Below are 19,799 nucleotides of genomic sequence, written 5' to 3'. Positions count from 1 at the left end.
AAGCAGCGCCGACAAAAACCGGCGGCGCGCCCCTTTGCGCCGCATCCGGACAGGGAAAGACCGTTTCAATGATGATGCAAGGCATTCGCAAGGCGGGGCAGAGCTTCGTTGGCAAGCTGATCATCTTCGTGCTGTTCGGATTCCTGATCTTTTCCTTCGCGATCTGGGGCATCGGCGACATCTTCCAGGGCTATGGCCGCAATTCGGTCGCGAGGGTCGGCAAGTCCGAAATCGGGCTGGAACAGATGCGCACCGCCTATCAGAACGAAGTGCAGCTGCTGACCCGTCAGCAGCGCCGCCAGATCACGCCCGAGATGGCGCGCGCGCTCGGCCTCGACCGGCAGGTGCTGTCGCGGCTGGTGACCGAGGCCGTGCTCGACCAGACGACGCGCAGCATGAAACTCGGCGTCTCGGACGAGACTATCCGCGACCTGATCCTGCAGGATGCGACGTTCCGCGACGGGTCCGGCCAGTTCTCGGCGGCGCGATTCAACGAATTGCTGCGCTCGAACGGCTTTACCGAGCAGCTTTACGTGCGCGAACAGCGCGCCACGATCCTGCGCCAGCAGATCGCGGAGATGGTCGTCGGCGCGGTCGGAGCGCCGGGCGCGTTGCAGCAACTCGGACATCGCCTGCGCAACGAGCGGCGCGCCGTCACCTTCGCCCGGGTGCCGGCCACCGCTGCGGGCGAGATCGCGGCACCGAGCGAGGCCCAGCTGAAGACTTTCTTCGACGAGCGCAAGGCGAGCTTCCGGGCGCCGGAATTCCGCAGCGCCAACCTGCTCTCGATCTCGGCCGAGACGCTGGCCGATCCGAGCAAGGTCGGCGACGACGAGGCCAAGGCGCGCTACGAGCAGATCAAGGCGCAGCGCTTCACGACGCAGGAGACGCGTACCATCCAGCAGATCGTGTTCCCCAACGCCGAGGAGGCGCAGGCCGCCAAGGCGCGGATCGATGCCGGCGAGACCTTCGACGCCATCGCTGCGGCGCGCAACGTCGCGGCGAGCGACCTGACTCTGGGCACCGTGACGCGGGCGCAGGTCTTCGACGCGGCCGTGCGCGACGCCGCCTTCGCGCTGGTGCAGGACGCGGTCGGGGGACCGGTCGCGGGTGGGTTTGGGCCGGTGCTGCTGCGCGTCACGGCGATCGTGCCCGAGAACGTCCGGCCCTTCGAGGCGGTCGCGGCCGAACTCAAGACCGAGATCGCGCGAAGCAAAGCCGCCGGCCAGATCACCGATCTGCACGACAAGATCGAGGACCAGCGCGCCTCTGCCAAGCCGCTGACGGACATCGCGCGCGAGTTCGGCCTGCCGCTGATCGCCTTCGGACCGGTCGACTCCGGTTTGCGCAAGCCCGACGGCTCGCAGCAGCCGGCTCCGGTCGGCGGCGACCCCACCGTGCAGGCGATCTTCCGCTCGGATACCGGGGTCGACAACGAGGCGATTCGTCTGCCGCGCGACACCGGCTATGTCTGGTTCGACGTGACCAAGATCGACGCGGCGCGTGAGCGTGGCTTCGACGAGGTCAAGACCGAGGTCGAGGCGCAATGGCGTGCCGACGAGGTGGCGAGCAGGCTTTCCGCCAAGACCCGCGACTTCGTGCAGAACCTCGACAAGGGCGAGACTTTCGATGCTGTCGCTTCCGCCGCCGGACTGACGAGCGAGACCGCCGAGGGCCTGGGTCGCCAGGACCAGCGCCCCGATTTGCCGGTCAATGTGGTGAGCCTGATCTTCGGCACCGTCGTCGGCAAAGCCGGCTCGGCGGCACTGGCCGATGGCAGCCGCATCCTGTTCAGGGTCGATGCCGCCACCGTCCCCCCTTATGTCCGCACGACGCAGGAGGCCGAGAACTTCGCCACACGGCTGGGCGCAAGCGTCAGCGAGGACATCCTGTCGCAATATGTCGGCAAGCTGCAGGCGGATCTCGGCGTCTCGATCAACGAGACGGCTTTCCGCAATGCCACCGGCGGCGCGACGAACTGACCATGGAGCCGTCGCAGGATTTCGAGCGGTTCGCGCAGCGCTACGAGGCAGGCGAGCCGCAACTGCTGCGGCAAATTCTCGTCGGGGACTGCGAAACGCCCGTCGCCGCCTTCATGAAGCTGCGCCACGCCACGGCGGGGCCGGCCTTCCTGCTCGAATCGGTCGAGGGCGGCGCGGTGCGCGGACGCTATTCGATGATCGGTCTGGCGCCCGACCTGATCTGGCGCTGCCATCGCGGCGAGGCAGCCTCGTGCCGGCCGGCGCTCGGCGAGGAATTCCTGCCCGATCCGCGCCCGGCCTTCGAGAGCCTGCGCGCGCTGCTCGACGAGAGCGCGATCCCGGAAGCCGATGGCCTGCCGCCGATGTCGGCCGGCGTCTTCGGCTATCTCGGTTACGACATGGTGCGGCTGATGGAGCGGCTGCCGGCGGCCAAGGAGAGCGGGACCGGCGTGCCCGACGCCATCCTGGTCCGGCCGACGCTGATGGTGGTGTTCGATTCGGTGCGCGACGAGATCCATGTCGTGACCCCGGTGCGCCACCAGCCCGGCGTCACGGCGCGCGCCGCCCATGAGCGGGCGCTGGAGCGGCTCGACGCGGTGATCCTGGCGCTGGAGGGGCCCCTGCCCCCGGATGCGGCGATCGACATCGCCAACCTGCCGGAGCCGGCGATCGTCTCCAATACGAGCGAGGACGAATTCCACGCGATGGTCGCCACCGCGCAGGACTATATCCGCGCCGGTGACATCTTCCAGGTCGTGCTGTCGCAGCGCTTCGAGGCGCCCTTCGCGCTGCCGCCCTTTGCGCTCTACCGGGCGCTGCGGCGGGTCAATCCAGCGCCCTTTCTCTGCTACCTCGACTTCCGCGATTTCCAGATCGTCTGTTCCAGCCCCGAGATCCTGGTGCGGCTGCGCGACGAGACCGTCACGATCCGGCCGATCGCCGGGACGCGCCGGCGCGGCGCCACGACCGTCGAGGACGAGGCGCTGGCGCTGGAGCTGCTGGCCGACCCGAAAGAGCGTGCCGAGCACCTGATGCTGCTCGATCTCGGCCGCAACGATGTCGGCCGCGTCGCGCAGATCGGCACCGTCAAGGTCACGGACTCCTTCTTCGTCGAGCGCTACAGCCAGGTTATGCACATCGTCTCGAATGTCGAGGGGACGATCGACCCGCAGCATGACGCGCTCGCTGCTCTTTCGGCAGGCTTCCCGGCAGGCACGGTCTCCGGCGCGCCCAAGGTGCGGGCGATGGAAATCATCGACGAGCTGGAGCGCGATGCGCGCGGCGCCTATGGCGGCTGCATCGGCTATTTCGGCGCGAACGGCGAGATGGATACCTGCATCGTGCTGCGCACCGCCGTGGTCAAGGACGGGCGCATGCATGTCCAGGCCGGCGCCGGCATCGTCTACGATTCCAACCCGGCCTCCGAGCAGGCCGAATGCGTCAACAAGGCCAAGGCGCTGTTCAAGGCGGCGGAAGAGGCGATCCGGTTCGCGGCGAGGGTCGGGCGGGGGCAGTGACAGGTCACCCTTGGCCCTCCTCCTGAGGATCCGCGAAGCGGCGTCTCGACGGATGGCTCCAGAAGTCGCTGCCATCGCGAACTGGAGCATCCTTCGAGACACGCCTGCGGCGCTCCTCAGGATGAGGGCTGTGGGTGGAACTTGACCGCGCCGCCCCCAACCGTGCATGACCGGAGCCCAAAATCACGGCTCAGTCCATGCGCATCCTGCTGATCGACAATTACGACAGCTTCACCTGGAACCTCGTCCACCTGATCGGTGGGCTGGGGGCGCAGGTCGTCGTGCGCCGCAACGATGCGATCTCCGTCGACGAGGCGCTTGGCGACGCGCATGATGCGATCGTGCTGTCGCCCGGCCCCTGCACGCCCAACGAGGCCGGCATCTGCCTCGATGTCGTGCGCGAGGGCGCAAGCCAGGTGCCGATCTTCGGCGTCTGCCTCGGCCTGCAAGCCATCGGCCAGGCCTTCGGCGGCAATGTGGTGCGTGCGCCTGTGCCGATGCACGGCAAGGTCTCGGCCATCGGCCACCAGTCGCGTGGGCTGTTTTTCGGCATCAACGGGCCGATCCAGGCGACGCGCTATCATTCGCTCGTCGTCGCGCGCGAGACCTGCCCGACCGATCTCGAGATCGAAGCCTCGACCGAAGACGGGCTGATCATGGCGCTGTCGCACCGCCATCTGCCGGTGCATGGCGTGCAGTTCCACCCCGAAAGCATCGCTTCGGAGCATGGCGCGACGATCCTGCGCAATTTCCTCGACATGGCGGAGCGATGGCCGCGCCAGCGCGCAAACTCCGACGCCGCCCTGATCCAGACAGCCTGATCGACAGAGTTCCCATGGACGATTTCAAACCCTTCATCGCCAAGGTCGCGACCGGCGCCACGCTGTCGCGCGACGAGGCCCGCGGCGCTTTCGATGCCATGCTGTCGGGCGAGGTCACCAACGCCCAGGCGGCAGCCTTCCTGATGGCGCTGCGCGTGCGCGGCGAAACCGTCGAGGAGATCACCGGCGCGGTCAGCGCCATGCGCGGCAAGATGCTGAGGGTGTCGGCCCCAGCCGAGGCCATCGACATCGTCGGGACCGGCGGGGATGCCTCGGGCTCCTATAATGTCTCGACGCTGGCGGCGATCATCACGGCCGCGTGCGGCGTGCCGGTGGCCAAGCACGGCAACCGGGCCGCCTCCTCGCGCTCGGGTGCGGCCGACGTGCTGACGGCGCTCGGGGTCAAGGTTGGACTCGCGCCGGCCGCGACCGAGCACTGTATCGCCGAGGCCGGCGTCGGCTTCATGTTCGCGCCGACGCACCATGCCTCGATGCGCCATGTCGCGCCGGTGCGCACCGAACTCGGCACGCGCACGATCTTCAACCTGCTCGGCCCACTCTCCAACCCGGCCGGTGTGAAGACGCAGCTCGTCGGCGCCTTCTCCGAGACCTGGCTGGAGCCGATGGTCAAGGTGCTGGCCTCGCTCGGCTCGACGCGGATCTGGGCCGTGCACGGCTCCGATGGGCTCGACGAGATCACCACGACCGGGCCGACGCGCGTCGTTTCGCTCGACAGCGGCAAGATCGAGAGCTTTTCGATCAGCCCCGACGATGTCGGGTTGATGCGGGCGAAGCCCGAGGATCTGCGGGGCGGCGAGCCGGAGCAGAATGCGGCAGCGCTGCGCGCCGTGCTCGATGGGCAGAAAACGCCGTTCCGCGACATCGCCGCGTTCAATGCGGCTGCGGCGCTCGTCGTCGCCGGGCGGGCGGGCGATCTGCGCGACGGGCTGAGGCAGGCCGAGAGCGCGATCGATTCCGGCAAGGCGAAGGCGACGCTCTCGGCCCTCGTCGCAAGCTCGAACGCGTGAGGCGGCGATGACCGACATCCTCGCGAAGATTGAGGCCTATAAGCGCCAGGAGATCGCGGCTGCGAAGTTTGCGGTCCCGCAGGCGCAGATCGAACGGCTTGCCCGCGACGCCTCGCCGCCGCGCGGCTTCACGGACGCGCTGACCGCCAAACACGCGCGAGGCAAGCCGGCCTTGATCGCCGAGATCAAGAAGGCGAGCCCGTCCAAGGGCTTGATTCGCTCCGATTTTGATCCGCCAGCGCTGGCGAAAGCCTATGCCAAGGGCGGGGCGGCCTGCCTCTCCGTGCTGACCGACGCACCCTCCTTCCAGGGGCGGCCGGAATTCCTGATGCAGGCGCGCGAGGCCTCGGGCCTGCCGGTGCTGCGCAAGGATTTTCTCTACGATCCCTATCAGGTCTTCGAGGCGCGGGCCTGGGAAGCAGACTGCATCCTGATCATCATGGCAGGTGTCGACGATGCCACCGCGCGGGCGCTGGCCGAGACGGCGGCGGCGCTGGGCATGGACGTGCTGGTCGAGGTCCATGACGAAGCCGAGCTGGAGCGCGCGCTGCCGCTCGGCTGCCGCCTGCTCGGCATCAACAACCGCGATCTACGCAGCTTTGCCGTCGATCTCGCGGTGACAGAACGGCTGGCGCCACGCGTGCCGGCCGACCGGATCATCGTCGGCGAAAGCGGTATCTTCGAGCCGACGGATGTGACCCGACTGAAGCGCTGCGGCGTCGAGACGATCCTGGTGGGTGAAAGCCTGATGCGCCAGGCCGATGTCGCGGCGGCAACGCGCGTTCTTCTGGGCGCACCCGGCACGGAGGCCGCGGCGTGAGCCGGCTCAGCCATCTCGACGCCCAGGGACAGGCGCATATGGTCGATGTCGGCGACAAGGCCGAGACCACGCGCATCGCGGTGGCCGAGGGCTGCGTCGTGATGCAGCCGGAGACGCTGGCGATCGTGCGGGCCGGCGACGCGAAGAAGGGCGACGTGCTCGGCACGGCGCGGCTCGCGGGCATCATGGCGGCCAAGCGGACGCATGAGCTGATCCCGCTCTGCCACCCGCTGCTGATCAGCAAGATCGCGGTGGATCTCGCGATCGACGAGGCGCTTCCCGGCGTCCGCGTGAAGGCCGAGGTCAAGATGCGGGGCCAGACCGGGGTCGAGATGGAGGCGCTGACGGCTGTGAGCGTCGCCTGCCTGACGGTCTACGACATGGTCAAGGCGGTCGATCGCGGGATGCGGATCGAGGACATCCGGGTGCTGCACAAATCAGGCGGGGCATCGGGGATCTACGAAGCGGAGACGACGGCGTGAGCCTGACCCCGGTCCCGGTCGCGCTGAAGGCGCTGCTCGACAGCGTACCGGGAACGACGGTGGCGGAAACGCTGCCGCTTGCCCAATGCGCCGGCCGCGTTCTGGCAGGCGATGTCGCGGCGCTGCGGACACAGCCGCCCTTTGCCAATTCGGCGATGGACGGATACGCAGTGCGTGCCGACGATCTGTCGTCGGCAAAAGAGTTGCGGGTCATCGGCGAATCGGCGGCCGGGCGGGCATTTGCGGGGAGCCTCGCTGCAGGCCAGGCCGTACGGATTTTCACGGGCGCGCCGATGCCCGATGGTGCGGATACGATCCTGATCCAGGAGAATGCCGGGGGTGTCGGCGGCCCGGTCATCCGGGTGCTGGAGGCTGCCGCGAAGGGCCGCTTCGTGCGGCCGGCGGGGCTGGATTTCAGCGAAGGCGAGGTTCTGCTCAAGGCCGGACGCCGGCTCGACAGCGCCTCGCTGGGGCTGGCGGCTGCAATGGGGCATCCGTCGTTGTCGGTGCGGCGCCGTCCGCTTGTGGCTATCCTGGCGACCGGGGACGAGCTCGTCTTGCCGGGCGAGCCCGTTGGGCCCGACCAGATCGTCGCTTCGAACAGTTTTTCGCTCGCGGCGATCGTCGAGCAGGCCGGTGGCCAGGCGCTCGATCTCGGCATCGCGCGCGACGACCATGACGATCTCGCTGCGAAGATCGGCAAGGCGAAGACTGCCGGCGCCGATGTGGTGATCACGCTGGGCGGAGCCTCCGTCGGCGCGCATGATCTCGTGCAGGAGGCGCTGAAGCGCCAGGGCATGGCGCTCGGCTTCTGGAAGATCGCGATGCGGCCCGGCAAGCCGATGATGATGGGCCGGCTCGGCCAGATGGTGGCCGTCGGCCTGCCCGGCAACCCGGTGTCCTCGATCGTCTGCGGGCATCTTTTCGTCACCCCGCTGATCGAGGCGCTGCTTGGGATACCTGATCCAGCCAGAGACCGCAGCGAGCCGGGGATTCTCGAAATTGATATGCCGGCTAACGATGAGCGTGAGGACTATCTTCGCGCCGAACTGGCGCTGACTATCGACGGCTGGCAGGTCACGCCGTTTGCTAAGCAGGATTCATCCATGCTGGGCATTCTCGCCCGCGCCGACGCGCTGGCGATCAGGCCTGTCTTTGCTGAGCCGGCAAATAAGGGCGAGCGCTGCCGCTTTATCCGTCTGCGCTGAGGATTGCCGGAGAGCGGATCGGTAAGACATGCCAGCAATTCGCCGTCCGTTGCTTGCGGAACACAACGCGAACCTGTATGGTGTTCGTGATTTGTTTCGATTCTGCGCCGTTGGGCGCCGGCGGGGACCATGCTGACACGCAAACAGTTCGAACTGCTTCGCTTCATCCAGGAACGCCTGCGCGAAAGCGGCGTGCCTCCCTCCTTCGACGAGATGAAGGACGCGCTCGATCTCAAGTCTAAATCCGGTATCCACCGCCTGATCATAGCGCTGGAGGAACGGGGCTTCATCAGACGGCTTCCGAACCGGGCGCGAGCTTTGGAGGTGATCAAGCTGCCCGACGGTGTGGGTGGGGCACCGGCCCCACGCGGCCGTTTCAGCCCCTCGATCGTTCAGGGCGGGCTCGGCAAGGGCCGGCCGGTGACGGCGCAGGCAGATGACGACGCACGCGGCACGATTACGATTCCCGTCATGGGCAGGATCGCCGCCGGCACGCCGATCTCGGCGATCCAGAGCCGCAGCCACAATGTCGCGATGCCGGCCGACATGCTGGGCGCCGGCGAGCATTACGCTCTGGAAGTGCGCGGCGATTCGATGGTCGAGGCCGGAATTCTGGACGGCGACACGGTCGTCATCCGCAGGCAGGACACCGCGAATACGGGCGACATCATCGTCGCCCTGATCGACGACGAGGAAGCGACGCTGAAGCGGCTGCGCAAGCGCGGGTCCTCGATCGCGCTGGAGGCGGCCAATCCCGCCTATGAGACGCGCGTGCTGGGTCCCGACCGGGTCAAGATCCAGGGCCGGCTCGTCAACCTGATGCGGCGCTACTGATGCGGATCGAGGTCCGCTGCGTCGGCCATGTCCGTTGCCGGACGTAGCGGAGGCGAGTCTGTAAGTGCAGGGGCTGCTGCTGGCGGTGGTCTTCGATTCCAGGGACGCTGGCTGTCGTTGCGCTCCGCGGTCAGGGTGCGCCAGCCGTCGCCTGAGCTGACGAGAGCGGTCGCGCCATTGCGGCCGAGCGCAAGCCGGTCGATCAGCCTGGCCTGGCATGGCGCCGACCAGGGGATGGGCGTGATCACAAGATCGGCCCGGCGGCAATCCTCGACGATCGCCAGCCGGTCGCGGGCATAGGCGATCTTGCGGCCGGCGGCGGTCGTGACGACGCAACCGAGGCCGTCGCAGTCCGCGCCCTGTCGCAGGCTTTCGTCCTGCGGTAGGCGGCCGTCGCCATCGGCAGTGAGCCATTGCTGCAGGACGAAGGCGCTGGGCTTGCCGGCCAGCACGAGCCGGCCCTCGGTGCCGCGCACCAAGACGCCGGAGCCGTCGCGTTCGATCAGGATGTCGGGCCTGTCTGGTTTGGCCGCGGCCGCTACGCCGATGAACAAGGGTATGACGGCCAGAAGCCGCAGTTTCGTTGTCCAGAGCGTGGCCCAAAGCAGTGCCACGGCGAAGCCAATCAGAGCCGCTTGCCCGAAGGCCGGCATCACCAGCGTCGAGTGGTCGATCGTCGCGACCCAGTGCGCGAGCCTCAGGACCCAGTCGGAGGCGATGCCCATCAGCCGCCAGGCCGGCCAGTCGAGCCCGAACGGATAGGCCAGCACGCCGAAAACAGCAGCCGGCATCACGATCAGCGAGACGAAGGGCAAGGCGAGCGCGTTGCCGAGCAGCCCGAAGGGGTTGAAGGTCTGGAAGTGATAGGCACTGAGGGGCGCGGTTGCCGCCGTCGCGAGCAAGGTCGTGATGATGATGCCGGAACTGGCGATCCAGAGCGGCTGGAGCGGCCATGGGAGTCGGATCGGAGGCTCGGCTCGTCCGCGTGCTTCCCAGCGTTCGGCGAAGGCGATCAGGGCGGCGACCGCGCCGAAGGACATCTGGAAGCTGGGTCCGAGCAGGGCCTCGGGCTCGCGCAGCAATACGATCACGGCGGCGATCGCCAGGTTGCGCATACTGAGCGCGGGGCGATCGACGAGGATCGCGCCGAGCATGACGAGCGTCATGATCAGCGAGCGCACGGTCGCCACCTCCGCTCCCGAGAACACGCAGTAGGCGGTCGCGCCGGCCATGGCGACGAGGGCGGCGAGTTTCTTGACCGGAAGATGCAAGGCCAGCGTCTGCGACAGGGCCAGCGAGGCGCGCACGAGCCAGAAGATCGTGCCAGCAGCAAGCACCATGTGCAGCCCGGAGATCGAGACGATGTGGTAGATGCCGGCGGCACGCAGATCGGCGTTGGTCGTCTCGGTGATCAGTCCGCGCTTGCCGGTGACGAGGGCCGCGGCCATGGCGCCCGCCTGTCCCTCGCCCACGCTTGCGATGCGTTGCGTCAGGGCGTTTCGGGCCTTGTCGATCAGGACAGCCGTGGCAAGGCCCTGCGGCGGCGGGTGCGGTGCCGGCGTAAGCGAGATCTTGCCCGGGATATTGCCGACGGCGCCAATCCCGCGAAAGAAGGCGTCACGGCCGAAATCATAGCCTCCTGGCCGCGCCGGACCGGGCGGCGGCAGGAGACGTGCCGTCGCAGCGATATGGTCGCCGGGCGCGATCGCGCCGGACTTCACATTGACCCGGACGCGGCGCGGCTGCAGCGCAGGGTCGAGCCCGGCGATGCCGGTAACCAGAATCACGAGCCGGGCGCCGGCATCGCGCGCCTCGATCGATTCGACGAAGCCGGTGACCTGCCCGATGCGCGGCCGATCCAGGATTGGCGCGGCGATATCGGCAGTGCGCCAGGCGGCCGCAAGAAATCCTGCCAGGATGGCGGCAACGGCTACGCAGGCGGCGAATACAATAGGCCGGTTGCGTAAAGCGAGCGCAATCCCGCCTGCAAGCACAAGGCCCGTGCCCGGAGCCCAGAGAGCCGGCTCCCGGTCGGCGATGAAGTAGAGAAGGATGCCGACGCCCATCATGACGGGGAGCCAGAGGAACAGCCGCCTGCGCTCGATCTCGGCGGCGATGCCGCGCTGCGCGCGCTTGTTCCAGTCCGACAGAACCATCGCCGTCGTGGCGCCGCCGAGAGTCAAAGCAGGCAGCCGCGCCGGGAGGACGCCGGCCTGCGAGCCGCGCTGCGTCCGGTGCTGTGGCGGCAGCGACGACATCGGCCGGTCCCCTGCTCCAGCCGGACGCGAGGTTGCGCTTAACGCGGGCGGCAGAGCCATGTTACAGGGGCCGCGCCGGATGTCATGTCGTCGGCTCTTTTATGTTCTTTGCTCCGGACTTTTCCTCTGCCGTCCGGTTGGAGCCTGCCTTCTATGACCGATGCCGTCGTCACGCGCTTTGCCCCCTCGCCCACCGGTTTCCTGCATATCGGCGGCGGGCGGACGGCGCTGTTCAACTGGCTCTATGCTCGCCGTCATGGCGGCAAGATGCTGCTACGCATCGAGGATACCGACCGCGAGCGTTCGACGGAGCCCGCGATCGCGGCGATCCTCGATGGGCTGAACTGGCTCGGTCTCGATTGGGACGGGGATACGGTCTACCAATTTTCCCGCGCCGAGCGGCATCGCGAGGTGGCACAGCAGATGCTCGCAGCCGGCAATGCCTATCATTGCTATGCGACGCCGGCCGAGCTCGACGAGATGCGAGAGCAGGCCAAGGCCGCCGGCAAGCCGATGCGCTATGACGGGCGCTGGCGCGATCGCGATCCGGCGACCGCGCCGGCCGGCGTCAAGCCGGTGATCCGACTGCGCGCACCGCAGACTGGGGAGACCGTGGTCGAGGACGAGGTCCAGGGTCGGGTCGTCTGGCAGAACGAGAATCTCGACGATCTCGTGCTGCTGCGCTCTGACGGCAACCCGACCTATATGCTCGCCGTCGTGGTCGACGACCACGACATGGGGGTGACCCATGTCATCCGTGGCGACGACCACCTGACCAATGCCGCGCGGCAGACGCAGATCTACCAGGCGATGGGCTGGAGCGTGCCGAGCATGTCGCATATCCCGCTGATCCATGGCGCCGACGGCGCAAAGCTCTCCAAGCGCCATGGCGCGCTCGGCGTCGACGCCTATCGTTCGATGGGCTACCTGCCGGCGGCCGTGCGCAATTACCTGCTGCGGCTGGGCTGGAGCCATGGCGACCAGGAGATCTTTTCTACCGAGGAGATGATCTCGCTGTTCAACCTCTCCTCGATCGGGCGCTCTGCCGCGCGCTTCGATTATGCCAAGCTCGAGAGCCTCAACGGCCTTTATATGCGCCAGTCGGAAGCTCGCGACCTGCTCGAGGCATTGAAGGTAATCCTGCCCGAGATCGGACCGGCGCGCGGCTTGGCCGGAACACTTTCGTCCGAGCTGGAGGCACGGTTCCTGGCGGCGATGCCGGGACTGAAAGATCGTGCCAAGACGCTGATCGAGCTGCTCGACAGCGCCTATTATCTCTATGCCAAGCGCCCCCTGCAGCTCGACGCGAAAGCCGCCGCCCTGCTTGACGACGCCGCAAAACAGCGTCTGCCGGGATTGACCGAGAAGCTGGAGGCCGTGAACGACTGGTCCACGGAAGCATTGGAGGCGGCCGTGCGCGGTTACGCGGAAGAGAACAACTTGAAGCTCGGCCAGGCGGCGCAGCCGCTGCGGGCGGCGCTGACGGGGCGTGCGATGTCGCCTGGCCTGTTCGACGTGATGGCGGTGCTTGGCCGCGAGGAGACGCTGGCGCGACTGGGCGATCAGGCATGACGCGGGGGAGTTGCGGACCGTCTTTCGGCTTGGTTGAACCGCTTATGCAAATGGTCTAGTGACGCGGCACGTGTCCGGTCCGCCGCGTGGTGGGGCGGGCACAAATATTGCTTGAATATCAGTTGGATGAACCGCCTTCCTGCCTCGTATCCGCATTTGCTTTCCGTCACCGTGCCGTCACGTCCAGGCCTTCGGATGACTGAGATGTCTCGTGCGCCACAATCGGGTGTCGGGCCTGACGGAAAAGCGATTGATCAGCAACGAGCCTGAAAGGATCGGTATCGATGAGCGGAAACAACGGACAGCTCCAGGTCGGCGACAAGACGGTCGACATGGCGATCAAGAAGGGTTCGATAGGGCCCTCCGTCATCGACATCGCCAAGCTCTACTCGCAGACCGGGATGTTCACCTATGATCCCGGCTTCACCTCGACGGCGAGCTGCGAGTCGCAGATCACCTATATCGACGGCGACGAGGGTGTGCTGCTCTATCGCGGCTACCCGATCGAGCAGCTCGCCGAACATGGCGACTTTCTCGAGACCTGCTACCTGCTGCTCGAAGGCGAACTGCCGACCGCGGCGCAGAAGGCCGATTTCGACTATCGCGTGACGCGCCACACCATGGTGCACGAGCAGATGGCCCGCTTCTTCCAGGGCTTCCGCCGCGACGCGCATCCGATGGCGGTCATGGTCGGCTCGATCGGCGCGATGTCGGCTTTCTATCACGACTCGACCGACATCTCCGATCCGTATCAGCGCATGGTCGCGTCGATGCGGATGATTGCCAAGATGCCGACGCTGGCGGCGATGGCGTTCAAATACACGGTCGGCCAGCCCTTCGTGTATCCGCTGAACTCGCTCGACTACACCTCGAACTTCCTGCGCATGTGCTTTGCTGTGCCGGCCGAGGAGTACAAGGTCAACCCGGTGCTGTCGCGGGCGCTGGATCGCATCTTCATCCTGCACGCCGACCACGAGCAGAACGCCTCGACTTCGACAGTCAGGCTTGCCGGCTCGTCGGGCGCCAATCCCTTCGCCTGTATCGCGGCCGGCGCGGCCTGCCTCTGGGGTCCGGCCCATGGCGGCGCCAACGAGGCGGCGCTGAAAATGCTGGAGGAGATCGGGACGGTCGACAACATCCCGAAATTCATCGCCAAGGCGAAGGACAAGAACGACCCCTTCCGCCTGATGGGCTTCGGCCACCGCGTCTACAAGAACTACGATCCGCGCGCCAAGATCATGCAGAAGACGACGCATGAGGTTCTGGCCGAGCTCGGCATCAAGGACGACCCGCTGCTCGACGTGGCGATCGAGCTCGAGCGGATCGCGCTGTCGGACAGCTACTTCATCGAGAAGAAGCTTTATCCGAACATCGATTTCTATTCGGGCATCACGCTGAAGGCGATGGGTTTCCCGACCTCGATGTTCACGGCGCTGTTCGCGCTGGCGCGCACCGTCGGCTGGATCGCGCAGTGGAAGGAGATGATCGAGGATCCGTCACAGAAGATCGGCCGTCCGCGCCAGCTCTATACGGGCTCGCCGCAGCGGGAGTATTCGCCGATCGGTCGCCGCTGAGGCCCTCGACTTTCATCGATATCCGGCCGTGACGGGAGACCGTCGCGGCCGTTTTCGTTTCCGCGACCTTGTGATGGCTTTTTTGCCGGCGATCCTGCGCTATAGTCCGCCCAACTCTTTGGGAGGTCTCATGTCAGAATACCACGCCGTCAATCGCAGAATATTCCTGGCCGGTGCATCGGCGCTGTCCGTCGCGGGGCCTTCCGGCCTCGCCCAGGCCCAGGCCAATTTTCCCAGCAAGCCGATCACGCTGATCGTGCCCTTCGCCGCCGGCGGCTCGACCGATATCGTCGCGCGGCTCGTCGGGCAGAAGATGGGCGAGTTGCTCGGCCAGAACGTCGTGATCGAGAACCGGGCCGGTGCCGGGGGCAATATCGGCTCGACGGCGGTCGCCCGGGCTGCGCCTGACGGCTACACGATCCTAATGGGCACGATCTCGACCCATGCGCTCAATCCCGCGATCCTCAAGACGGTGACCTTCGATCCGGTCAAGGATTTCACACCGATCTCGCTGCTGGCAATCGTTCCGAACGTCATGGTCGTTCACCCGGACTTCCCGGCCAAGACGGTGCAGGAGGTGATCAAGATCCTGAAGGACAATCCCGGCAAGTACTCCTACGCCTCGTCGGGTGTCGGCACGCCGCTGCATCTGTCGGGCGAGCTGTTCAAGTCGATCGGCGGCGTGCAGATGAACCATGTGCCCTATCGCGGCGCGGGGCCGGCGCTGAACGATGTGGTCGCGGGCGCGGTGCCGATCATGTTCGACAATTTGCCCTCGTCGGACCAGTTCATCCGCAGCGGGCAGCTTCGCGCGATCGGCGTCACCACCAAGGCGCGGGTCGCCTCATTCCCGGACCTGCCGACGATCGCCGAGGGCGGGCTTGCCGGCTACGAGACCTATACCTGGAACGCATTGTTCGGCCCGGCGAACATGCCCAAGGCCGTCATCGACAAGCTCAATGCCGCAGCCAACAAGGCGTTGACCGACCCCACCGTGAAGCAGCGCCTCACCGACGTCAGTGCCGACATCGTCGGCTCCACGCCGGAAGCGCTCGGCGAGCATGTCAAGGTCGAGGTGGCGAGGTGGTTCCCGATCGCCAAGGCGTCGGGCGCCGCGCTCGAGTGATCTAGCCGCGCCGAGCTGCCACCAGGGCCAGCGCGGCGTCCACTGCATTGGCGGCCGGGCTCCTGCCGGCCGCACTCATGATCGTCTCGACCTCGGTGAAGCCGGCAAGCTGGTTCGCGCGCGAAGGGCCGTCAGCGAGTGCGTCGAGCAGATGCCGGCTCAGCGTTTCAGGCGAGGCATCGTTCTGTATGAACTCCGGTACGACGCGTCGGCCGAGGATGAGATTGGGCAGGATCACGCTCGGCAGTTTGATCAGGCGCCGGGCAATGGCAGCTTCCCAGCCGGCGCCGCGATAGGCGGCAACCGTCGGCACCTGCGACAGCGCGAGTTCGAGCGTCACCGTGCCCGACGCCGCCAGCGCGGCCCGCGCCGAACGGAAGGCGGCCTGCTTGGCGGGCTCGCCTTCGACGATCTCGGGCCGGACTTTCCATTCCGATGTGATTTCGCGGATCGCGTCTGCCAGATGAGCGACGGCGGGCAGAACGAAGCGGGTGCCCGGCAGCGCTGCCGCGACCTGCTCGATGGCGCGACCGAAGACCGGCATCAGGTGGTGGATTTCGGAGCGGCGACTGCCCGGCAGAACGAGGATGACAGGGTTCTTGCCATCGACCCGATGGGCCGCTTCAGTGGCGTTCGGCCGCAGATCGCCGAGGCGCTCCATCAGGGGATGGCCGACATAGACTGTCCTGGGGCCGTGCAATCGTTCGAGCGCAGCCGGCTCGAACGGCAGCAAGGCCAGGATGGAGTCGATATGGGGCGCCATCCGGCGAGCGCGGCCCGAGCGCCAGGCCCAGACGCTCGGACAGACCCAGTGCACGATCGGGATGGCAGGTGCTCGGCTGCGGACTTTCTTCGCAACCCGGAGCGAAAAGTCGGGGCTGTCGATGGTCAAAAGCAGGTCGGGCTTGAACGCAACGACGCCTCTGGCGGCATCCTCCATGCGACGCAGCAGCAACGGGAGGCGTGCGACCACGGGCCCGAAGCCCATCACGGCGATGTCGGCCTGAGGGAAGAACGCTTCCAGCCCCTGCTCGATCAGGCGATGGCCGCCGACGCCGGCGAGAGCGAGCGGCCTGTCGCCCAGCCGTTCCCGCAGACTTGCGATGAACGGAACGGCGAGCGCGTCCCCTGACGTTTCGCCGGCAATGATGGCAAGACGGAACGGCTCGCTCACGCGATGCCCTCGACGAACAGGGCGTGCCTGTCCGCAAGTCGCCCAAGTTCTGCGGTGTCTCCCAACAGCACGCTGCCGGCTTTGACGGCAACGCCCGCCAGCCCGGCATTCGCGAGGCCGCGCAACGTCTCGGCGCCGATAGCCGGCATGTCGACGCGCAGATCCTGCCCTCGCTTGGGCGCCTTGACCATGACGCCGTCGCCTTTCGCGAGCTTCAGCCGACCAGCCGCTGTCAGATCGGCAACACGGCGGAGCATCGCGTCCGTACCTTCGGCGGCTTCGACTGCGATGACGCGATGATCCGCCAATATGGCGGCCTGGCCGATATCGAAGGGCGAGAGCGCTTCCAGCAGGGCAAAGCCGCGCGTGATCGTGGCCTGCATCACTGCCGATGGGCGGGTCCGGCCACAGGGGCCCAGCGGGGCGGTCAATTCGGGGGCGATATCGGCCGGGCCGAGAACCCTGAAGCCCTGCGTCTCGAAGAACTGCACCACGCCCCTGAGCAGATGATCGTCGCCGCCCTGGAAGGCGCGGGCGAAATGCGGCAGGTATTTCAGCGTCGAGGCCTCCGGCATCAGTGCACTGAAGCTGGGGCGCGGCAGCCCGCCGATCAAAACAAGGTCGCCGATCTCGCGCCGGCGCAACTCATCCAGCAGGCGGCCGAGCTGGCCCAGGCGGTAGCTCCGAACATCGGAATCGGCAAAGGCGGACGGGTTCGCGACGCCGTCGAGTGCCGCTATGAAGACCTCGCGCCCCTGCTGAGCCGCCAGGCGTGCGAGGCGCGGCGGGTAGTCGCCGCCGCCTGCGATGATGCCGAGAGGTCGTGTCGGTGCCATCCCGGCCGGATCGCCGCTCACCGATCCAGCGCGTTGACGTCGTGCGGAACGCAGATGGCGCGCTCGCCGCCGACACGGATAAAGTCCAGAATCTCGTGGATCAGCGGATGCGAGGCGAATTCGCTGCCGACATCCTCGACGCGCTCGGCAAGTGTGCCCTCGTCGGCAAAGAGCAGCCGGTAGGCGCGGCGGAGTTCATGGATATGCTCGCGCGAAAAGCCGCGGCGGCGCAGGCCGACGAGGTTGAGCCCGGCGAGATGGGCCGGGTTGTCGCGCACCATGCCGAAGGGGATGACATCATGCATCACCCCTGCCCCGCCACCGATGAAGGCATGGTCGCCGACGCGGATGAACTGGTGCAGGCCGGTGCCGCCGCCGACGATGACGAAGTTGCCGACCTTCACATGGCCGGCGCACATCACATTGTTTGAGAAGATGACGCTGTCGCCGATCTGCGTGTCATGCGCGACATGGGAGTTGGCCAGAAAGAAGCATTTGTCGCCGATGATGGTCTTCATGCCGCCGCCCTCGGTACCGGGATTCATGGTCACGCCTTCGCGGATAATGCAATCGGCTCCGATCGTCAGCGTCGAGGGCTCGCCATGGTATTTCAGGTCCTGAGGCGGATGGCCGATCGAGGCGAAGGGATAGATTTTTGTGCGGGCGCCGATCGCGGTGCGTCCGGCTACGGCGACATGGCTGACGAGTTCGACGCCCTCGCCCAGCACGACATCGGCGCCGACGGTGCAGAACGGGCCGACCATGACGCCATCACCGAGGCGCGCATTCGGGTCGACGATCGACATCGGGTGGATGGTGACGCTCATGGAATCATTTGTCCTTATGTCGACGCTTTGGCTCAGACGACCATGGCCGAAAGGTCGGCCTCGGCCACCAGCACGCCATCGACCCTGGCCTCGCCACGGTAGAACCAGATGTTGCGCTTGCGCGCGACTTTGGTCAGGTGAAAGCGCAACGTGTCGCCCGGCACGACCGGCTTGCGGAACTTGGCCTTGTCGATCGTCGTGAACAGCACGCTGCTGACCGCCGGGTCGGCCTCGCCGCGCGAACTGACGACGAGCACGCCGGCCGTCTGCGCCATCGCCTCGATCATCAGCACGCCTGGAAAGACCGGCCGGCCCGGGAAGTGACCGGTGAACTGGGGCTCGTTGATGGTGACGTTCTTGATGCCAACGCCGGACTCGTCGCCGTTGATTTCGACGACCTTGTCGACGAGCAGGAAAGGATAGCGGTGCGGAATGCAGGCCATGATCTTCTGGATGTCGGCCACACCCAGCGCCGTCGTCGCCTCGGTCATCGTTTCTTCTCTCCCGTGCGAGCCGTCCGAGCGGCCGCATCATCGATCCGTTCTAGCCGCGTCAACGCGCGACGCCAACATCTCTGGCAGGCCAATTGCTGCCAGCCTCGTGCTCATGAACCGGGATGCACCGGAGCATCCCAACGTAGGATCGCGACAGGCGTGGCGCTGGCCGATCAGCTCGGGGTCCGGCCTTTGCCACGGTTTGCGACCAGCGACTTCAGCAGCGCGCTCTCGCGCGCCCAGCTCAGCGCCGGCTGCGCCGGAGAGCCGCCATAACGTGCACCACGCGGAACGTCGCCCGCGACGCCGCTTTGTGCCGCGACCTGCGCGCCCATGCCGACGGTCAGATGGCCTGCAAGACCGACCTGGCCACCGAGGACGACGAAATCCTCGAGCGTCGTGGAACCGGCGATGCCGACCTGCGCAACGATGACGCAATGGCGACCGATGACGACGTTATGGCCGATCTGGACCAAGTTATCGATCTTGGTGCCCTCGCCGATCACCGTGTCACGGCTGGCGCCGCGATCGATGCAGGTGTTGGCGCCGATCTCGACATCGTCCTGAATGATGACGCGCCCGATTTGCGGCACCTTCATGTGCCCCTTGGGGCTCATGGCGAAGCCGAAGCCGTCCTGGCCGATGCGCACGCCCGGATGAATGATGACGCGGTTGCCGATCAGCGTGGATTGCAGCGTGCTGCCGGGGCCGATCGAGCAATCGCGCCCGATCCGGACCTGGGGGCCGATGACCGCGTGGGCCGAGATCACCGTGCCGGCACCGATCTCCGCGCCGGGACCGACAACGGCGCCGGGATCGACGGTGACCCCGGCTTCGAGCCGGGCCGTCGCGTGGACAAAGGCGCCGGGCGCCACACCCTGCGCGCCGAACATCGATCCGGGCTTCAGTGCAGCGGGAAACAACCGGGCCAGGACCTGGGCAAAAGCATGGTAGGGGGCCGGCGAAACCAGAGCCGTCGTGCCGACCGGGACACGGGCGGCGAAACGAGCCGAAACCAGGCACAAGCCCGCACCGGTCACGGCCAGTGCTTCGGTGTATTTCGGGTTGTCCATATAGGCGAGATCGGAAGAACCCGCCGCTTCGAGCGCGGCGACGCCGGTGATCGGCCGTGCCGCATCGACGCCTTCCGGCAAGGAGAGGCCGGACATGGAAGCGACCTCGCCGAAATCGAGCGAGGTCGCGACCGGAAAGAACTGGGGTTCTGCCATCGACTGGATCCGAAGCG

The 19,799-nt window shown here is 66.8% G+C and carries 17 protein-coding genes; 11 read left to right on the top strand and 6 right to left on the bottom strand.

What is annotated here, in order from left to right; genetic code table 11:
* The first annotated feature begins 68 nt into the window (after positions 1 to 68).
* The 8 genes from AXW83_RS07195 to lexA all read left to right on the top strand — a co-directional run bounded on the left by AXW83_RS07195 (position 69) and on the right by lexA (position 8,692).
* Positions 69 to 1,982: a peptidylprolyl isomerase gene (locus AXW83_RS07195; protein WP_066611888.1), complete on the top strand. Its 1,914-nt coding sequence runs from the start codon at positions 69 to 71 to the stop codon at positions 1,980 to 1,982.
* 2 nt (positions 1,983 to 1,984) lie between these two features.
* Positions 1,985 to 3,499, top strand: coding sequence for an anthranilate synthase component I (trpE, locus tag AXW83_RS07190; RefSeq protein WP_066611886.1), 1,515 nt, complete (start codon positions 1,985 to 1,987; stop codon positions 3,497 to 3,499).
* Positions 3,500 to 3,696: 197 nt separating this feature from the next.
* Positions 3,697 to 4,320: an anthranilate synthase component II gene (locus tag AXW83_RS07185; protein WP_066611884.1), complete on the top strand. Its 624-nt coding sequence runs from the start codon at positions 3,697 to 3,699 to the stop codon at positions 4,318 to 4,320.
* 14 nt (positions 4,321 to 4,334) lie between these two features.
* Positions 4,335 to 5,348 carry an anthranilate phosphoribosyltransferase gene (gene trpD, locus AXW83_RS07180; protein ID WP_066611882.1) on the top strand — a complete coding sequence of 338 codons (1,014 nt, stop codon included), beginning with the start codon at positions 4,335 to 4,337 and terminating at the stop codon, positions 5,346 to 5,348.
* A gap of 7 nt (positions 5,349 to 5,355) precedes the next feature.
* Positions 5,356 to 6,168 carry an indole-3-glycerol phosphate synthase TrpC gene (trpC, locus tag AXW83_RS07175; protein ID WP_066611880.1) on the top strand — a complete coding sequence of 271 codons (813 nt, stop codon included), beginning with the start codon at positions 5,356 to 5,358 and terminating at the stop codon, positions 6,166 to 6,168.
* Positions 6,165 to 6,650, top strand: a complete 486-nt coding sequence (gene moaC / locus AXW83_RS07170; RefSeq protein ID WP_066611878.1) for a cyclic pyranopterin monophosphate synthase MoaC — start codon at positions 6,165 to 6,167, stop codon at positions 6,648 to 6,650. Before trpC ends, moaC begins: the two co-directional genes overlap by 4 nt.
* Entirely contained in the window at positions 6,647 to 7,858 is a 1,212-nt protein-coding gene (locus AXW83_RS07165; RefSeq protein WP_066611875.1) for a molybdopterin molybdotransferase MoeA, read from the top strand. Before moaC ends, AXW83_RS07165 begins: the two co-directional genes overlap by 4 nt.
* Positions 7,859 to 7,987: 129 nt before the next feature.
* Complete coding sequence (gene lexA / locus AXW83_RS07160) at positions 7,988 to 8,692, top strand: transcriptional repressor LexA (protein ID WP_066611873.1); 705 nt, start codon at positions 7,988 to 7,990, stop codon at positions 8,690 to 8,692.
* Here the strand turns inward: lexA and AXW83_RS07155 are convergent.
* On the bottom strand, positions 8,686 to 10,950 hold the full coding sequence (locus AXW83_RS07155; RefSeq protein ID WP_066611872.1) for a ComEC/Rec2 family competence protein: 2,265 nt from the start codon (positions 10,948 to 10,950) through the stop codon (positions 8,686 to 8,688). The genes lexA and AXW83_RS07155 overlap by 7 nt on opposite strands.
* Before the next feature lie 153 nt (positions 10,951 to 11,103).
* Here AXW83_RS07155 and gltX point away from each other — a divergent pair, with 153 nt between their 5' ends.
* The 3 genes from gltX to AXW83_RS07140 all read left to right on the top strand — a co-directional run bounded on the left by gltX (position 11,104) and on the right by AXW83_RS07140 (position 15,222).
* Positions 11,104 to 12,522 (top strand): glutamate--tRNA ligase, encoded by a 1,419-nt coding sequence (gene gltX, locus AXW83_RS07150; RefSeq protein ID WP_066611871.1) that lies wholly within the window; start codon positions 11,104 to 11,106, stop codon positions 12,520 to 12,522.
* A gap of 284 nt (positions 12,523 to 12,806) precedes the next feature.
* Entirely contained in the window at positions 12,807 to 14,096 is a 1,290-nt protein-coding gene (gltA, locus tag AXW83_RS07145; protein WP_066611870.1) for a citrate synthase, read from the top strand.
* A 130-nt stretch (positions 14,097 to 14,226) separates the two neighbouring features.
* Positions 14,227 to 15,222 carry a Bug family tripartite tricarboxylate transporter substrate binding protein gene (locus tag AXW83_RS07140; protein ID WP_066611869.1) on the top strand — a complete coding sequence of 332 codons (996 nt, stop codon included), beginning with the start codon at positions 14,227 to 14,229 and terminating at the stop codon, positions 15,220 to 15,222.
* 1 nt (position 15,223) lies between these two features.
* On the opposite strand, the gene lpxB is transcribed toward AXW83_RS07140, so the two are convergent.
* The 5 genes from lpxB to lpxD all read right to left on the bottom strand — a co-directional run bounded on the left by lpxB (position 15,224) and on the right by lpxD (position 19,782).
* A complete protein-coding gene (lpxB, locus tag AXW83_RS07135) occupies positions 15,224 to 16,396 on the bottom strand; it encodes a lipid-A-disaccharide synthase (RefSeq protein ID WP_066611867.1) in 1,173 nt (390 codons plus the stop codon).
* Positions 16,393 to 17,253 (bottom strand): LpxI family protein, encoded by an 861-nt coding sequence (locus tag AXW83_RS07130; protein ID WP_082766996.1) that lies wholly within the window; start codon positions 17,251 to 17,253, stop codon positions 16,393 to 16,395. The genes lpxB and AXW83_RS07130 overlap by 4 nt, the downstream gene beginning before the upstream one ends.
* Positions 17,250 to 18,059 (bottom strand): acyl-ACP--UDP-N-acetylglucosamine O-acyltransferase, encoded by an 810-nt coding sequence (gene lpxA, locus AXW83_RS07125; RefSeq protein ID WP_066611866.1) that lies wholly within the window; start codon positions 18,057 to 18,059, stop codon positions 17,250 to 17,252. Before lpxA ends, AXW83_RS07130 begins: the two co-directional genes overlap by 4 nt.
* Positions 18,060 to 18,091: 32 nt before the next feature.
* Positions 18,092 to 18,550 (bottom strand): 3-hydroxyacyl-ACP dehydratase FabZ, encoded by a 459-nt coding sequence (gene fabZ, locus AXW83_RS07120; protein WP_066611865.1) that lies wholly within the window; start codon positions 18,548 to 18,550, stop codon positions 18,092 to 18,094.
* 176 nt (positions 18,551 to 18,726) lie between these two features.
* Positions 18,727 to 19,782 carry a UDP-3-O-(3-hydroxymyristoyl)glucosamine N-acyltransferase gene (gene lpxD, locus AXW83_RS07115; RefSeq protein WP_066611864.1) on the bottom strand — a complete coding sequence of 352 codons (1,056 nt, stop codon included), beginning with the start codon at positions 19,780 to 19,782 and terminating at the stop codon, positions 18,727 to 18,729.
* Between the last annotated feature and the right edge of the window lie 17 nt (positions 19,783 to 19,799).

The sequence above is a fragment of the Bosea sp. PAMC 26642 genome (assembly GCF_001562255.1).
Lineage (GTDB): Bacteria > Pseudomonadota > Alphaproteobacteria > Rhizobiales > Beijerinckiaceae > Allobosea.
This window is presented reverse-complemented; position numbering and strand designations above follow the sequence as displayed.

What these genes read in the sequence shown, in the direction of transcription:
- trpC (WP_066611880.1), top strand. Translation starts at nt 5,356, where the DNA reads ATGACCGACATCCTCGCGAAGATTGAGGCCTATAAGCGCCAGGAGATC.
- trpD (WP_066611882.1), top strand. Translation starts at nt 4,335, where the DNA reads ATGGACGATTTCAAACCCTTCATCGCCAAGGTCGCGACCGGCGCCACG.
- AXW83_RS07155 (WP_066611872.1), bottom strand. Translation starts at nt 10,950, where the DNA reads ATGTCGTCGCTGCCGCCACAGCACCGGACGCAGCGCGGCTCGCAGGCC.
- fabZ (WP_066611865.1), bottom strand. Translation starts at nt 18,550, where the DNA reads ATGACCGAGGCGACGACGGCGCTGGGTGTGGCCGACATCCAGAAGATC.
- gltA (WP_066611870.1), top strand. Translation starts at nt 12,807, where the DNA reads ATGAGCGGAAACAACGGACAGCTCCAGGTCGGCGACAAGACGGTCGAC.
- lpxD (WP_066611864.1), bottom strand. Translation starts at nt 19,782, where the DNA reads ATGGCAGAACCCCAGTTCTTTCCGGTCGCGACCTCGCTCGATTTCGGC.
- AXW83_RS07185 (WP_066611884.1), top strand. Translation starts at nt 3,697, where the DNA reads ATGCGCATCCTGCTGATCGACAATTACGACAGCTTCACCTGGAACCTC.
- lpxA (WP_066611866.1), bottom strand. Translation starts at nt 18,059, where the DNA reads ATGAGCGTCACCATCCACCCGATGTCGATCGTCGACCCGAATGCGCGC.
- gltX (WP_066611871.1), top strand. Translation starts at nt 11,104, where the DNA reads ATGACCGATGCCGTCGTCACGCGCTTTGCCCCCTCGCCCACCGGTTTC.
- AXW83_RS07195 (WP_066611888.1), top strand. Translation starts at nt 69, where the DNA reads ATGATGATGCAAGGCATTCGCAAGGCGGGGCAGAGCTTCGTTGGCAAG.
- AXW83_RS07140 (WP_066611869.1), top strand. Translation starts at nt 14,227, where the DNA reads ATGTCAGAATACCACGCCGTCAATCGCAGAATATTCCTGGCCGGTGCA.
- trpE (WP_066611886.1), top strand. Translation starts at nt 1,985, where the DNA reads ATGGAGCCGTCGCAGGATTTCGAGCGGTTCGCGCAGCGCTACGAGGCA.
- lexA (WP_066611873.1), top strand. Translation starts at nt 7,988, where the DNA reads ATGCTGACACGCAAACAGTTCGAACTGCTTCGCTTCATCCAGGAACGC.